General features: G+C 51.4%; 16 protein-coding genes. 13 read left to right on the top strand and 3 right to left on the bottom strand.

Annotated features, from left to right (window positions below; genetic code table 11):
• Window positions 1–314: 314 nt before the first annotated feature.
• Window positions 315–917 (top strand): 3D domain-containing protein, encoded by a 603-nt coding sequence (locus ADA01nite_RS22905; RefSeq protein ID WP_146812196.1) that lies wholly within the window; start codon window positions 315–317, stop codon window positions 915–917.
• 181 nt (window positions 918–1,098) lie between these two features.
• Here the strand turns inward: ADA01nite_RS22905 and ADA01nite_RS19975 are convergent, their stop codons facing one another.
• Window positions 1,099–2,235: a glycerol dehydrogenase gene (locus ADA01nite_RS19975; RefSeq protein WP_146812195.1), complete on the bottom strand. Its 1,137-nt coding sequence runs from the start codon at window positions 2,233–2,235 to the stop codon at window positions 1,099–1,101.
• Between the two features lie 203 nt (window positions 2,236–2,438).
• Here ADA01nite_RS19975 and ADA01nite_RS22295 point away from each other — a divergent pair, with 203 nt between their 5' ends.
• The 11 genes from ADA01nite_RS22295 to ADA01nite_RS19925 all read left to right on the top strand — a co-directional run bounded on the left by ADA01nite_RS22295 (window position 2,439) and on the right by ADA01nite_RS19925 (window position 12,029).
• Window positions 2,439–2,615, top strand: a complete 177-nt coding sequence (locus tag ADA01nite_RS22295) for a hypothetical protein (protein WP_170230390.1) — start codon at window positions 2,439–2,441, stop codon at window positions 2,613–2,615.
• An 18-nt stretch (window positions 2,616–2,633) separates the two neighbouring features.
• Entirely contained in the window at window positions 2,634–3,887 is a 1,254-nt protein-coding gene (locus ADA01nite_RS19970) for a sensor histidine kinase (RefSeq protein ID WP_146812194.1), read from the top strand.
• The gene (locus ADA01nite_RS19965) at window positions 3,865–4,623 is read left to right on the top strand and encodes a response regulator transcription factor (protein WP_146812193.1); all 759 of its coding nucleotides are present in this window, start codon (window positions 3,865–3,867) and stop codon (window positions 4,621–4,623) included. Before ADA01nite_RS19970 ends, ADA01nite_RS19965 begins: the two co-directional genes overlap by 23 nt.
• A gap of 109 nt (window positions 4,624–4,732) precedes the next feature.
• Complete coding sequence (locus ADA01nite_RS19960) at window positions 4,733–6,418, top strand: propanediol/glycerol family dehydratase large subunit (protein ID WP_146812192.1); 1,686 nt, start codon at window positions 4,733–4,735, stop codon at window positions 6,416–6,418.
• 12 nt (window positions 6,419–6,430) lie between these two features.
• On the top strand, window positions 6,431–7,021 hold the full coding sequence (locus ADA01nite_RS19955) for a propanediol/glycerol family dehydratase medium subunit (protein WP_146812191.1): 591 nt from the start codon (window positions 6,431–6,433) through the stop codon (window positions 7,019–7,021).
• Window positions 7,021–7,443, top strand: a complete 423-nt coding sequence (locus tag ADA01nite_RS19950; RefSeq protein ID WP_146812190.1) for a diol dehydratase small subunit — start codon at window positions 7,021–7,023, stop codon at window positions 7,441–7,443. Before ADA01nite_RS19955 ends, ADA01nite_RS19950 begins: the two co-directional genes overlap by 1 nt.
• A 5-nt stretch (window positions 7,444–7,448) precedes the next feature.
• A complete protein-coding gene (locus ADA01nite_RS19945; RefSeq protein WP_218029592.1) occupies window positions 7,449–9,278 on the top strand; it encodes a diol dehydratase reactivase subunit alpha in 1,830 nt (609 codons plus the stop codon).
• Complete coding sequence (locus ADA01nite_RS19940; RefSeq protein WP_218029591.1) at window positions 9,275–9,613, top strand: glycerol dehydratase reactivase beta/small subunit family protein; 339 nt, start codon at window positions 9,275–9,277, stop codon at window positions 9,611–9,613. Before ADA01nite_RS19945 ends, ADA01nite_RS19940 begins: the two co-directional genes overlap by 4 nt.
• Window positions 9,614–9,620: 7 nt before the next feature.
• The gene (locus tag ADA01nite_RS19935) at window positions 9,621–10,043 is read left to right on the top strand and encodes a GlcG/HbpS family heme-binding protein (protein WP_146812189.1); all 423 of its coding nucleotides are present in this window, start codon (window positions 9,621–9,623) and stop codon (window positions 10,041–10,043) included.
• 73 nt (window positions 10,044–10,116) lie between these two features.
• Complete coding sequence (adh, locus tag ADA01nite_RS19930; protein WP_146812188.1) at window positions 10,117–11,637, top strand: aldehyde dehydrogenase; 1,521 nt, start codon at window positions 10,117–10,119, stop codon at window positions 11,635–11,637.
• A 26-nt stretch (window positions 11,638–11,663) separates the two neighbouring features.
• Window positions 11,664–12,029 (top strand): DUF779 domain-containing protein, encoded by a 366-nt coding sequence (locus ADA01nite_RS19925; protein WP_146812187.1) that lies wholly within the window; start codon window positions 11,664–11,666, stop codon window positions 12,027–12,029.
• 87 nt (window positions 12,030–12,116) lie between these two features.
• On the opposite strand, the gene ADA01nite_RS19920 is transcribed toward ADA01nite_RS19925, so the two are convergent.
• Window positions 12,117–12,266, bottom strand: coding sequence for a YycC family protein (locus ADA01nite_RS19920; protein WP_146812186.1), 150 nt, complete (start codon window positions 12,264–12,266; stop codon window positions 12,117–12,119).
• Between the two features lie 96 nt (window positions 12,267–12,362).
• A complete protein-coding gene (locus ADA01nite_RS19915; protein WP_146812185.1) occupies window positions 12,363–12,926 on the bottom strand; it encodes a thioredoxin family protein in 564 nt (187 codons plus the stop codon).
• 244 nt (window positions 12,927–13,170) lie between these two features.
• On the opposite strand from ADA01nite_RS19915, the gene ADA01nite_RS19910 reads away from it, so the two are divergent.
• Window positions 13,171–13,575, top strand: coding sequence for a PaaI family thioesterase (locus ADA01nite_RS19910; RefSeq protein WP_146812184.1), 405 nt, complete (start codon window positions 13,171–13,173; stop codon window positions 13,573–13,575).
• The last annotated feature ends 197 nt before the right edge of the window (window positions 13,576–13,772 follow it).

Below are 13,772 nucleotides of genomic sequence, written 5' to 3'. Positions count from 1 at the left end.
CATTGAAGTCATTATCTCGTCTCTTCTCTTCTCTTCTCTCTTTTTCTTCGTACCGCAAAAGCCAGCCGTCCTTCTCCCCATTTTCATGCCGGGGTTGCGGCTGAGATGCCATGGTGGTTTTCCGTATATTTTTGTCCGGTAAAAAAGTTATAAAAAGGGCAAAAAAGGAATTTGGTCCATTGTTCGCAAAAAGAAGGAGTTCTCTTTTCAGCTTCATCATTTCTTTGTATAATGGCTGTACTATTGAGCATGAGCAAAAAACAGGAAGAAGAAGCGGGGCTTATTGAGTAGAGAAGGGGAGGAATCTATCAATCATGCTACCGCTGAAGAAAATGGTTGTTTCTACCGTTGCCGCCGGAATGATGGTTAGCGCTCCATTAATGGCCGAAGCGTCCATGGGAGATCAGACGCTTCACTACGGAATGAAGAATAGTGACGTGCAGGAGTTGCAGAGCGCACTAAAGAACCGTGGACACTTCCATTTTCACACGGCGACCGGCTATTATGGCACGATAACGGTTGATGCCGTAAAATCGTTCCAGCGTGCGAAAGGCTTGGAAGTAGACGGTATTGCCGGGCCGCAAACATTCCAGGCGTTGAACGCTTCAGGCGATAATGTCAAGCCGGGCAAAGTGCTGACAATGGAAAGCACGGCGTACACCGCGAATTGTGCGGGATGTTCCGGCGTAACGTCCCAGGGCATTAACCTGAAAGAAAATCCGGACGCTAAAGTCATTTCCGTCGATCCGTCCGTCATTCCGCTTGGGTCCAAAGTATACGTAGAAGGCTACGGGATGGCGATTGCCGGTGATACGGGCGGCGCGATTAAAGGGAACAAAATTGACGTCTTTTTCTCTGACCGCAATCAGGCGTTGCAGTGGGGCCGCAAAGATGTAACAGTAAAGGTGTTTGAGTAGGACGTCCGAAATCGGAACAGTCGAAAGCCGGGCCGATATGACCAGGCCTTTTGGTGATATAGGAAAGCAGGGAAAAACTCGCGGGGTGTGTGCCGACCGTTGCTTTTTCTGTGAGGAGCGTGTGGCTCGAAGGCAGGGAAAGACCGGCAACGCCCGCGAGTTTTTCTTATGCGTTCAGCGGTTATAGAATAAACGCGGAAGACTGGAGGTAAGCGTTCTCCTCGCCATGTTTGTGCGTATGACCCAGTGCGTCAGCTGCCATCATTGCAGCATAGACTTTATCCGGAGTAATCTCCATGTCCATATTGTAGATGGTTTCGCCTTCTATGCAGGCTGCTTCCGCCGCATGCCGAATCCGTTCGGAGCTGGCACTCTCGAGTCCGATATCAGCGAGCGTCGTCGGTAGACCGACCAGGCGGCAGAATGTGATGACTTCTTCGATTTCTTTTATGCTTCGATTCTCCAGCACGAGCTGGGTAAGCGTTCCGAACGCAACTTTTTCTCCATGGCAGTACGGATGGGTTTCCTCAAGCACGGTCAATCCGTTATGGACAGCGTGGCAGGCGGCGAGGCCCGCACTTTCAAAACCGAGGCCGCTTAACAGCGTATTCGCTTCTACAATGTTATCCAGCGCTTCCGTTACTACCCTTCGTTCACAGGCGATTTTGGCTTTGTACCCGTCGCGCATTAAAATATCATAGCACAGCCGGGCAATGGCAAGAGCCGCCTGGGTCATCGTGCCGCCGGCGATATTTTTCGCCCGTGCCCTGGCACAGGCCGCCGCCTCAAAATAGGTGGAAAGCGCATCTCCCATCCCGGCTACTAATTGCCGAACCGGGGAGCGGGCAATGGTTTCCGTATCGAGCAGCACCAGATCGGGGTTTTTCGGCAGTACAAGATAGCGCTCGAATACTCCATCATCACTGTAAATGACGGAGAGTGCACTGCACGGCGCATCGGTGGAAGCGATGGTCGGTACGATAACAACCGGTACACCCAGCTCAAACCCTGCTGCCTTTGCGGTATCGATTGCCTTGCCGCCGCCGATACCGATAACGACGTCTGCGGCCTGGTCACGGCCAATGTCGCACATTCGCTTGATTTCGTTGTCCGAGCTCTCGCCCTGGAACGTTTCAATATGGTAGCTTACATGGTGATCAGTAAGACTCTGGATAACATTTTGCCTGACGGATTCAATGCCCCGTTGTCCACCGAGAATGAGCGCTTTCTTCCCGAGAGAAACAACGTAGTGGCCAATTTTACCTGTGACACCGGCTCCCTGCACATACTTACCTGGAGAAACAAAAATTTGCGGCATGAAATATCCTCCTTTTTAATAACGCTTACAACATAAGATAGTAAGCGTTTACATTATACATGGAGGATTTGAAAATGACTCTGTATGATTTTGAGGAAAAGTAGCACTTAAATGACCATCTAATCAGGGAAAACTGCTTCTTGCACTTGTAGCAATTTTTCTCTCATGATAGAGTTAAACAAACAAAGGATCGGAGGAAGGGGATGGAGCGAGAGTATCATTGCTGTGCAACGTGCCGTCATTTCCGGGTGGTTAAACGAACCGGAAGTAAAACGGAATATGTCTGCGGCAGACTTGGCTATGCGACAAAGCCGACCTATCGGTTCGATTGCTGGACGCCGAAGGAGATTGTCTTAGAGAGAATGCGGAACGAAAAATAAAAGGAAAGGAAGGACGCTATGGCTTCTTTAACACTTCGTGATATTGTGGATGTGGAAGTGCTTCAGGAAGTACAGGATCGATTTTCCGATGCGACCGGACTTGCTGTTATTATCGGTGACGAGCAGGGTCGTCCGATTACCGTACCCAGCAATTTTACTTCTTTCTGCACGTATATTCGTTCCTGTCCCGAGGGCCTTAGCCGCTGTATTCTTTCGGATGAGAAAGTGGGAATTATGGCAGCGCAAGAAGAACGGCCGGTGATTCACCGCTGCCACTCCGGATTGGTGGATTTAGCCGCCCCGATTATTCACGATGGTCGGTATCTCGGCGCCATATTGTGCGGGCAGGTACTGATAACCGAAAACGAAGCGGAACAGCTGGCAGCGATTCACCGCAGCGTAAGCGGGCTTCCGCTGGATCAGACAAAACTTGCTGAATCTCTACGACAAGTGGCGAGGCAGGACAAGAAAAAAGTGAGCGCTATTGCGGAGCTTCTTTTTCTAACCGCTAATTACATCATTAAAATGATTGCCGAGCAGGTGGCCCAGCAGGAACTTAATGAGAAGACGCAGAAGCTTGTAGAAGAGCTGCGCGTGCGCGCGGAACTTGAGAAAACCCTGCAGGATATTGAGCTGAAAATGCTGCAATCACAGATGAATCCCCATTTTTTATTTAATACGCTTAACACAATTTCTCGCCTCGCTTATTTGGAAGGGGCCGAGAAGACACAGGAAATCACGTACAGTCTCTCCCGTATTCTTCGCTATAACCTGCGCAAAATTGACAAGCTGGTTCCGCTTGAAGAGGAGCTGGAGTATATCCATCATTATCTGTTTATTCAAAAAACTCGCTATCGGGATCGCCTGCGTTTTGAGTGTGATATCGATCCGGAGCTTGAACGCATGCCGATTCCGCTGCTTACGCTGCAGCCGCTTATTGAAAACGCTATCGTACATGGATTTGAACCGGAAGGAAAGCCGATGACAATTCGGGTGCGGGGAGAATATGCAAAAGGCACCGTCCGGTTTACTGTAGAAGACAACGGACAGGGAATGCCGCCGGCAAGACTTAGGGATATGCTGTCAACCGTACACGGCCGCGACACAGGCCACACCACCGGTATCGGACTGTATAACATTCACCGTAGATTGCAGTACGAATTCGGACCCAATTACGGAATTACCGGGATGAAAAGTGAGCCGGGCAAAGGAGTCAGCATTACGATTACACTACCGGGAGGAAAGCTGTATGAATCTGCTGATTGTGGATGACGAACCGCTTGAGAGAGAAGTGCTAACCAGAATTATCACGGAAGGAGAATTTACGGGAGCACGCTGCTTTGAAGCGCACAATGGAGCGGTTGCGGTGGAGGTAGCCAGGCAGCATGTGATTGATTTGGCGATTCTCGACATGAAAATGCCGGTGATGGATGGGCTGACGGCGGCGAAACAAATTCGAGCGGAACGCCCGGACTGTCGAGTGATTTTCCTGACCGCATATGAAGAGGAGCGATACGCCGAACAGGAATTGCGCGAATTGGATGCTAAAGCTTATCTTTTGAAACCGGCGCACCCAAAAGAAGTGGCCCGGACGCTGCGTGAGTTTTTCCCTGCGCGGACTCATCCTCGTACGGAGTCTACGGAAGTTCATCCGATACGCAGAATTAAAGAATATATTAAACGGCATATCGCCGAAGAGATTACGTTAGAGAGCCTGGCTGAAGTCGTTCATCTGCATCCGCAGTACGTTAGTCGTCTGTTCAAACAAAAAGCCGGAATGACAGTAACGGATTATATTATTCAAGTGAGATTGGAAAAAGCGAGGCAGCTTCTAAGCGAGACGGATCTGTCAATGGCTCAGATTGGGGAACGATGCGGCCTGCTGGATCCGAATTATTTCTCGCGCTTGTTCCGTAAATATGAAGGCATGACACCGACGCAGTATCGCAAACGTCAAATGGCGTCGCCTAATCTGCTGCCCTATCAATTTCAGCAATCGCTTTTTTGATAGAAAAGTAAAGAGAGTGCTAATGATAGTCATTTGAATACAGATACAAAAAATAAATTGAAAATTATAATTATTGATGAGGGAAGGCGATAAAAGAAAGGGTGAAAGTATGCAGGCTTCGCAGCTTAAGAAACGTTCCGGGCGTTTTGAAGTGCTTGAGAAACAGCCGATTAACCAGGACGGATTTGTCGCGGAATGGCCCGAGATGGGATTTGTCGCCATGTCGAGCCCGAACGATCCGAGTCCATCCGTGAAAGTAGAGAATGGTAGAATTGTCGAATTAGACGGGAAGCCGCGGGAGAAGTTCGATATGCTGGACCGGTTTATCGCAGATTACACAATGGATGCGGAAAAGGCAGAGAGCGTCATGGCAATGGACGGGCTCGAAATTGCCCGTAAGCTCGTTGACATTCATGTCTCCCGCGCTGAGATTATCGACATTGCCCGGGGTATGACACCTGCAAAGGTAGTGGAAGTGCTCAATCACATGAACGTGGTGGAAATGATGATGGCACTGCAGAAGATGCGGGCGCGCAAAACGCCATCCAACCAGTGCCACGTTACCAATGTGCGGGACAACCCGGTGCTTATGGCTGCTGATGCGGCGGAAGCGGGATTGCGCGGTTTTGATGAGCAGGAGACGACGGTTGGAGTAGTTCGCTATGCACCGTTCAATGCCCTGGCTCTGCTTGTTGGCTCCCAAACCGCACGGGGCGGCATTCTGACGCAGGATGCGCTCGAAGAAGCAACCGAATTACGTCTTGCCATGCTCGGTTTAACCTCCTATGCGGAAACAATTTCGATTTACGGGACGGAATCGGTATTTATTGACGGAGATGATACGCCGTGGTCCAAGTCGTTTCTTGCGTCGGCGTATGCTTCCCGCGGCGCGAAAATGCGCTTTACTTCCGGTACAGGGTCCGAAGTGCAGATGGCAGGCGCGGAAGGCAAATCGATGCTGTATCTGGAAGTGCGCTGCGTCATGATGGCCAAAGGCGCGGGTGTGCAGGGACTGCAGAACGGCTCCATCAGCTGCATTGGTGTGCCAGCGGCCGTGCCGAGCGGGCTGCGCGCCGTGCTGGCGGAAAATCTCGCTACGACCATGTTTGATTTGGAAGTGGCTTCCGGAAATGACCAGACATTCTCGCATTCACCGATTCGCCGCAGCGCCAAGATGCTCTGTCAGATGCTTCCGGGCACCGATTTTATCTTTTCTGGATACAGTGCAGTTCCGAACAGCGACAATATGTTCGCCGGATCAAATATGGATACGGCGGATATGGATGATTATCTTGTTCTGCAGCGGGACATGATGGTGGACGGAGGATTGCGCCCGGTCGATGAGGACAGCGTGATAGAGATTCGTTATAAAGCGGCTAAAGCATTGCAGGCTGTATTTGATGAGCTGGGTTTTCCGGCGATTACGGATGAAGAGGTAGAGGCTGCCGCATACGCCAACAGCAGTGAGGACATGCCGCAGCGCAATGTTGTAGAAGATTTAAAAGCGGCGGAACGAATTTTGAACGAAGGCATTACCGGATTGGATGTAGCTCTTGCGCTTGAGAAGCGGGGATATCGGGAGGTCGCGGAGCGCGTGTTTACTATGCTCAAGCAGCGGGTGACCGGAGATTATCTGCATACGTCAGCTATTATTAATAAAGATAATATAGTGCTCAGCGCTGTTAATGATGAAAACGATTACAAAGGTCCGGGAACCGGCTATCGGCTAAGTCCGGAGAGATGGGAAGAGATTAAAAACATCCGTCAGGCTATTAGCCCGCAGGATTTTGATTAAGGAGGGAGTGCCATGTCATCCACAACCCTTACAGTCGAAATGAATTTGGCCGAGCGGGAGACAGCGAAAAAAGGAACAGATCCGCATGAAGTGGTTATAGCGGTAGGACCTGCATTCGGTGCCGCGATAAATCAGACGATTGTCCATGTAAACCATGCATACGTACTGCGTGAGATTCTTGCCGGAATTGAAGAGCAGGGTGTTAAGCCGCGGGTCATCCGCAGCCGCTCGGTTGCTGATCTGGCATTCATGGCACACCAAGCGGCCAGGCTTAGCGGGTCGGGAATCAGTATTGGCCTTCAGTCGAGGGGAACGGCGGTTATTCACCAGCGCGATCTGGACCCATTGAGCAATCTGGAATTGTTTCCGCAATCACCGCTCATTACTCTGGAGACATATCGGGCAATTGGGCGGAATGCCGCCATGTATGCGCTCGGTGAAAGTCCAAACCCGGTGCCGGTCGTCAATGACCAGATGGCCCGGCCGAAATATCAGGCGGTAGCCGCCATTCTCTATCTGAAGGAGTGTCAGTCGCTTGTACCGGATGCCAGGCCGGTAGAGCTGGATGTCCAATTCTCTGTAAAAGAGCAGGAGGTGGTGTAATGGAGACGCTTACCCGTGAACATTATCCGCTGGGGCTGAAGCGGCCGGATTTGCTGCGTACTCCGACCGGAAAATCGTACGAGGAATTGACGTTGGATGCGGCGCTTTCCGGGCAAATACAGGCCAGCGATTTGCGGATTAGTCCCGAGACCCTTCAGATGCATGCGCAAATTTGCGATAGCCTCGGAAAGAATCAGCAGGCAAGAAACTTTCGCAGAGCCGCCGAACTTATCGGCATTTCCGACGCACGCATTCTCGAAATCTATAATGCGCTGCGTCCCCGGCGTTCTACAAAAGAAGAGCTGCTGTCCATCGCCGAAGAACTGGAGTCACAGTATGAAGCACACGAGAATGCCGCCCTCATCCGCGAAGCGGCCGACGTATACGAGCAGCGGAACCTGCTGCGCAGGGACGGGGAGTAGCCAAAGTGCCTGAGCTGATTGCCGGAGTCGATATCGGAAACTCCTCGACCGAGGTGGCGTTGGCACGGGTGGACGGCGGAAGGGCTGAGTTTCTTGCGCAGCATCTGACGAAGACGACCGGCGTAAAAGGAACGGTGGACAACGTTTCCGGCATCCGCCTGGCGTTGAAGAAGGCGGTAGAAAAAGCGGGCGTCTCCCTTGAAAATATCTCCAGAATTCGCGTAAATGATGCGGTTCCGGTCATCGGTGACCTTGCGATGGATGTCATCAGCGAGACGCTGATTACCGAATCGTCGATGATTGGACATAATCCTGATACCCCTGGTGGTGCAGGGCTTGCTATCGGCATCACTATTTCGCTTGGTATGCTGGCGTCCGACACGGAAGCGGGGCAGGCATACATCGTGGTGATTCCGCAGGAAGCCGATTATGAGTGGGCTGCCTATAAGATGAACCAGGCATGTGAACGGGGAATCGAGATTGTGGGGGCAATAGCACAAAAAGATGACGGGGTTCTTATTTACAACCGGCTTCGTCACAAAATTCCGATTGTCGATGAAGTAGCTTCCATTGAAAAAGTACCGCTCGGCAAGCAGGCGGCGGTGGAGGTTGCACTTCCCGGATATGTCATCCGTACGCTTAGCAATCCATACGGGCTTTCCACCGTATTCGGGCTGACACCGGAAGAGACCAGACAAATTGCACCCATCGCACGGGCATTGGTCGGCAACCGTTCCGCTGTCGTCATTCGCACACCGCAGGGAGAAATAGTCGAGCGGCGCATCGAAGCGGGCCGTTTAACACTCTACGGCCGGAAAAATAACGTAAGCGTTGCGGTCAATGACGGAGCGGAAGCCATTATGCAGAGCGTTGAAAAAACGGGCGGGCTGCTCGATGTACAGGGAGAGATGGGTACCAATGTCGGCGGTATGCTGAACGGTTTACGTCAGCACTTATCCGACAGTGCCGGACAGCCTTTTTCAGACATTACCATTGGAGATTTGCTGGCGACCGATGCGTCTCTTCCCGTTTCGATCGGCGGAGCGATGGCCGGTGAGCTGTCCGTGGAGAGCGGGGTAGCGATGGCATCCATGGTGAGAACGGAGCGGATGCCTGTGGAGAAAGTGGCACAGGCGCTTGAAGAAGAGCTTGGCATTTCGGTGGAAGTCGGAGGGATAGAGGCGGAAATGGCTATCCGCGGAGCGTTAACAACCCCGGGTACAGAAGCACCGCTTGTTATCCTTGATATGGGAGGCGGTTCCACCGATGCCGCCGCGGTGAATGAGCGGGGCGAGATAAGCTCGGTACATCTGGCCGGGGCGGGCGATATGGTCACCATGCTCATCGACGCGGAGCTGGCGCTCGGAGACCGAGAGCTGGCCGAGAGAGTTAAGAAACATCCGCTAGGCAAAGTCGTAAGCCTGTTTCATATGCAGCTTGAAGACGGGACCATGCTGTTCTCCGGCTCTCCGTTTCCACCGGACGTTTACGGTCGGGTGGTTATCCGGGAAGAAGGCGGATTGACGCCGCTTCCCGCCAATCTGTCCATGGAGAAGGTACGGGAGATTCGGCGAAGCGCCAAACGGCGTGTATTCGTTACGAATGCGCTGCGGGCGCTCAAGCAAATTGTGCCCACACAAAACATCCGGCACCTCTCATTCGTCGTCATGGTCGGCGGGTCCGCGCTTGATTTTGAGATTCCGCAGATGGTTACGGAAGAACTGGGCAAATATGGGATCGTGGCCGGATTTGCTAATGTACGAGGAACGGAAGGTCCCCGCAATGCGGTAGCAACCGGGCTGGTATTAACGGCCGCTCGGGAGGTGACCCTGTGAAACGCCGTGTCTATATTCCTATATTCTATGAGAAAGGCGTCGAGAGCAAAACTCTGCGTGATGTCTGTGCAGGTCTTGAGGAAGAAGGGGTTCCGTTCTCCTGTGCGGAAGACGTAAGCTCGTGCGCTGAGGAATTGGGCAGGCGTGCCGCTTCTCTTTCGCCGCTTGAAATCGGTGTTGGCATAAGTGTCGATGGCACATGTACCGTCTGTCATGAAAAACTTCCGCAAGGTTCCCCGTATTTAGTAGAGAAAGCCGAAAACGGAAGAGTCCTCGGACAGAATGCGGCCCGTCTCGCGAAAGGATTGCACTTACTTCATATAAAGAAAGGATGAGAGGCGAATGAGCGTGCTCACTCTGGATATGGCAAAGGAAATGATAGAGCAAGCGGAACATGAAGCGCTTCAGGTGGGTGTCCCGATGGTGATCTCTGTAGTTGATGAAGGAGGGAATTTCGTCGCCTGCCACCGGATGGATGATGCGCTGCTGGTTAGCGTCGACATTGCCCAGAATAAAGCGTGGACATCGGTGGCGCTTAAGATGCCGACAGCAAACCTGGCGGAAGCCGGTGCACCGGGTGCTGAGCTGTATGGCATCAATACGACGAACAGCGGGCGCATCGTGTTGTTTGGCGGCGGCATTCCGCTGCGCGCAGAAGGTAGGATCGTAGGCGCGGTCGGTGTAAGCGGGGGGTCGGTGCAGCAGGATATTCAGGTGGCGGAAGCGGCGGTCAAAGCGTTTGAAAGGATGGTGGCTAAAGTATAGGCAACTGAATGTATAGGTATCCCTTTTATATTCATATATCTTTTATTTCAAAATTAAAAGGAGGACAAACATTATGATTAGTGCACAACCGGGACAAGAACAAGCCAAGGTGAATTTTAAACCGCAATACGACAACTACATCGGCGGAAGATGGACCGCTCCGGTCAAAGGCGAGTACTTCGATAACATCTCTCCGGTTAACGGCAAAACATTCTGCAGGGTTGCGCGGTCTTCAGCGGAAGATATCGAACTGGCACTCGATGCGGCGCACGCTGCCAAAGATGCGTGGGGCCGTACGCCGGCCGCAGAGCGCGCCCGCACTCTGAACAAAATCGCCGACCGGATGGAAGAGAATTTGGAAATGCTGGCGGTTGCCGAGACGTGGGACAACGGTAAACCGATACGCGAAACGATGGCAGCTGACATTCCGCTCGCCATTGACCATTTCCGTTATTTTGCCGGCATTCTGCGCGCCGAAGAAGGAACCATCAGCGAGATTGACGAGAATACGGTAGCCTATCATTTCTATGAGCCGCTTGGCGTTGTAGGCCAAATCATTCCGTGGAACTTCCCGATTTTGATGGCATGCTGGAAGCTGGCCCCGGCGCTGGCGGCAGGCAACTGCGTCGTGCTGAAGCCGGCCGAGCAGACTCCGGCCTCCATCATGGTGCTCATAGAACTTATTGAAGATCTGCTTCCGCCGGGTGTGCTTAATGTAGTGAACGGATTCGGGGTCGAGGCGGGCAAGCCGCTTGCATCCAACCCGCGTATCGCAAAAATTGCGTTCACCGGCGAAACAACAACAGGCCGCCTGATTATGCAGTACGCTTCACAAAATATCATTCCGGTCACATTGGAATTGGGCGGTAAATCACCGAATATTTTCTTCCCGGATGTGGCGGCAAAAGACGATGCGTTCTTCGATAAAGCGATTGAAGGTTTCGTGATGTTTGCGCTTAACCAGGGAGAAGTGTGTACCTGCCCGTCCCGTGCCCTCATTCATGAATCTATCTATGACGAGTTTATGGAGCGGGCGCTCGAGCGCGTCAGAAGCATTAAGCAGGGCAATCCGCTTGACACCGAGACGATGATCGGAGCACAGGCATCTATGGAACAAATGGAAAAGATTATGTCCTATATCGATATCGGTTTGCAGGAAGGCGCAGAGTGCTTAATCGGCGGCGAACGCAACTACCTGGAAGGGGATTTGAAGGAAGGCTATTATATTAAGCCAACCGTTTTCAAAGGCAATAACAAAATGCGCATCTTCCAGGAAGAGATATTCGGTCCTGTCGTATCTGTTACTACATTTGCGGATGAGACGGAAGCGCTGCACATAGCGAATGATACGCTGTACGGTCTGGGTGCAGGTGTATGGACACGCGATATGAATACGGCGTACCGCATGGGACGGAAAATTCAGGCGGGCCGCGTGTGGATTAACAACTACCATTCATATCCGGCTCATGCCGCATTCGGCGGATACAAACAGTCCGGCATCGGTCGGGAAACGCATAAAATGATGCTCAATCACTATCAGCAAACAAAGAACCTTCTGATTAGCTATGCACCGGAAGCGCAGGGCTTCTTCTAATCGTTGCGTCAGCGGGGGGTGAGGGTATGGACGAAGTCAAACGGGTGCTGGCAACGGATAAGGCGCTTGCTTTGATCGAGAAACTGAAGGATAGATACGGTCCGCTGATGTTTCATCAGTCCGGCGGCTGCTGTGACGGCAGCTCTCCAATGTGTTATCCGCGGGATGAGTTCATGGTAGGAGATCAGGACATTCTGCTGGGAAAAATCGGGGACAGTCCGTTCTACATCAGCAAGCCGCAATACGAGTACTGGAAACATACGCAATTGATTATTGATGTGGTGAACGGAAGAGGGGGCATGTTCTCGCTTGAAGGACCTGAAGGGGTACGGTTTTTGACTCGTTCGCGGGTATTTACGGACGAGGAACGGGACATGCTGAATAGTAAGTAGGCAGAACGAGCAACCGTAAAGCCTGCGCTATGGGAGGATTGGATCGAAAGAAGCGGAGCGGGGAAAAATCCCCCTCCGCTTCTTGATTTACTCTTTATCCTTATCTTCTTGATTGGCGACCTCGGTTAGCTTCTGCAACAGGATATGCTGCGGCATATGCATAATTTGTTCGATTGGCACGTTGAGTTTTTCGGACAGTATTTTTGCCGTCTCTAAAGAGATCGGGTTCGGTCTCATTAGTAGGGAGTCCACCTTTCTTTTGTTTTTTCCATTATAACAGAAGGAGCGAAGAGTGAAAAAAGGAACGACGTTGCCGCCGTTCCGGATTCTGTCTTACAGTTTGGCAAGGGTTTCATGCAGCTCTTTAATAATTACGGCTTGATAGCCTGTATCTTCGCCGTATTCCTGCAGCATCTTTGCGCGTGCTTCTTTAATCTTTTCCTCGTAATCGGGTGCATTGCGGTCCGGATTTTTCTCCTTGAATGCAGTCATGATCGCCTGCACGTGTACCGGACGCGGACCCCATTTGCCGAGTACATTGCCGTCCGCATCTGTGAAAATGACCACGGGAATTGCGCGGCCGCCCATTGTCAGAAATTGATCCATGACATCAAGGTTGTCTTCCATAATGAGCACTTCTGTCGTGATGCCGGCTTCATTCATAGCACGGAATACGACCGGCACATTGCGTACGACGTCCCCGCACCAATCCGACGCAAGAATCAGGCAGCGCAAATCGTTACGGTTTGCAAGGGATTGAAAAAATGTCTGCTCCCCTTCCGGCCAGGAGAAACGGTTGTACCAATCGTGAAACGCTTCTTTATTTTTGGTCATGCCTTCCATGAACTGTTCCGGTGTTTTGCCGGTACCAAATTTATCTTTTAGATTGACGCTCATCTGCAGGCCTCCTTGTCTCTATCATTTTCAGTATGTGTTGTGTTTCGGCGCAAATCGTAAAATTCCTGCATAGGAATGTGCCCGGAAGATGTTGGATTACAGATATGGAACTGTTTCTTATCCTGTGTATAGCATGGTATATAATTCTGAAGGAACGGATGAGGAGCTTGCGTTCTTCATCCATTATTTTTTTGTTAATAATGGTAAGATGAAGATATATACTATATACAATGGAGGTTCACAGATGGCAGACAAGCAATACTTGCAGGAATTAAAAGAGTATTTCTCCGATGTGCCGTTCTGGAAGCATACCGGCTGCGTTATCGAGAGTGTTGAAGCGGGCACGTCGTTGCTTTCGCTTACCGTAGCGCCCGAGCATATGAACGGAAACATGACGCTGCACGGTGGTGTATATGCCACATTACTGGACAATGCGATGGGGCTTGCGGCGCGCTCTGAAGGAGACATGAAGCAGGCGACCACCAATATGAATATCCATTATCTTGCCGCTGTGGGTGAAGGTAAAGTCTATGCGCGCGGCCGCATTGTACACCGTACCAAACGTACGATTACGACAGAAGCGCGCGTCGAGACGGAAGACGGAACGCTGCTGGCGGTGGCGACAGGAAGCTTCCGTGTATTGAAGTAGTAAAGCTTTCAAATATAGAGAAAAGGAAGAAAAAGAAATGTGGAACACCATTGCATTTTATGCAGGCACTGTACTATTTGCTGTTTTGCTAATTTTCATTGTAGGCCTTGTGTTTGGCTTACGGATGCCGCTGATGGGTAAATGGCGGAAAAATAGAAAACAACCATGACTTTTCAGCCGCAACCCCGACATGAAAA

This window comes from Aneurinibacillus danicus (assembly GCF_007991215.1).
GTDB classification, from domain to species: Bacteria; Bacillota; Bacilli; order Aneurinibacillales; family Aneurinibacillaceae; genus Aneurinibacillus; species Aneurinibacillus danicus.
Note: the sequence above shows the minus strand (reverse complement) of the source record. Positions and strands in the feature narration are given on the sequence as shown.